Source organism: Bacteroides togonis, from assembly GCF_900130135.1.
GTDB classification, from domain to species: Bacteria; Bacteroidota; Bacteroidia; order Bacteroidales; family Bacteroidaceae; genus Bacteroides; species Bacteroides pullorum.
This window is the reverse complement of record NZ_LT670842.1, coordinates 1-921: the sequence shown is the minus strand read 5'-3', so window position 1 is coordinate 921 and position 921 is coordinate 1. Positions and strand designations below refer to the sequence as shown.

1 pseudogene is annotated in these 921 nt (G+C 55.7%); it reads right to left on the bottom strand.

Annotated elements, in window-relative coordinates:
* Positions 1 to 921, bottom strand: a pseudogene (locus tag BQ8005_RS16970) (RHS repeat domain-containing protein); the annotation flags it as partial.

The window sequence follows — 921 nt, the reverse complement described above, 5'->3', positions numbered from 1 at the left end:
GCACACCGTTTTCATAGATCACGTTGCCGCAATAGTCCGTTGTGGTGGTCGTACCGTTGATGACATGCTTCGTGCGGAGCTTGGTTCCGTCGGCGGCATAGGTGTATTCAATGGTGCTTCCGTCCGTGAATGTGACCTTGCGCGGTAAATTTAAACAATTATACTGAATTTCGGAAATGTTTTTATTCAAATCTTTCGTCAAATTACCGTTGGCATCGTAAGCATATTCGTTCGCCTGCTTTACGGCATCCTTGAACTCGAATCCGTTGTTGTAAGCAGAACTCGTCACAGCGTCATCCACCCGGTTCAGCTGGTTGCCGTTGAGCGTGAAGGTCAAGTTGTCTATCAAGCCATAGGACGAAGTACCCGTTTGTCCGTATCGTTGCAGAGCGAGTATGTTCCCGTTCTTGTCGTAACCAGTCACCTTTTCGGTGAAGCGGTTGGCGTTGCTGCCGATGTTCGTACCTTCGCCATAGACGGCATCCAGCATACGGTTCAGCCCGTCGTAAGTGAACTTGTAGCCGCGGGTGGTTGTCTCGCCGCCCGCCTGCCAGGTCATGCTGCTGATGTTGCCGTTGTAGCAGGGTGTGCCGTTGCCGGTGTTGTAATACAGGTTCTGCGAGAACTTGTTGCCGCTGATGCCCGTCAGCCAGCCGCGGAGGTTGTAGGCATAGGTCAGCTTCTGGGAGGCGTTGCCGTGCGGAGACATGCTTTGCAGCCTGCCCAGCTCGTCGTACGTGTTCTCGACCAGCGTCACCGTCACGCCGCCCAGCGTGTGCTCCACCTTCGTCAGCCGCTCCGCGTGGTCGTAGGTGTACTCGGTGACCTCCGTGAGTGTGGGCTTCCCGCCGGCCGTGTGCGTGTGGCTCACCACGGCGGGCTTGCCCGTGAAGGTATAGACGGTATTGGTCACGTCGTGAC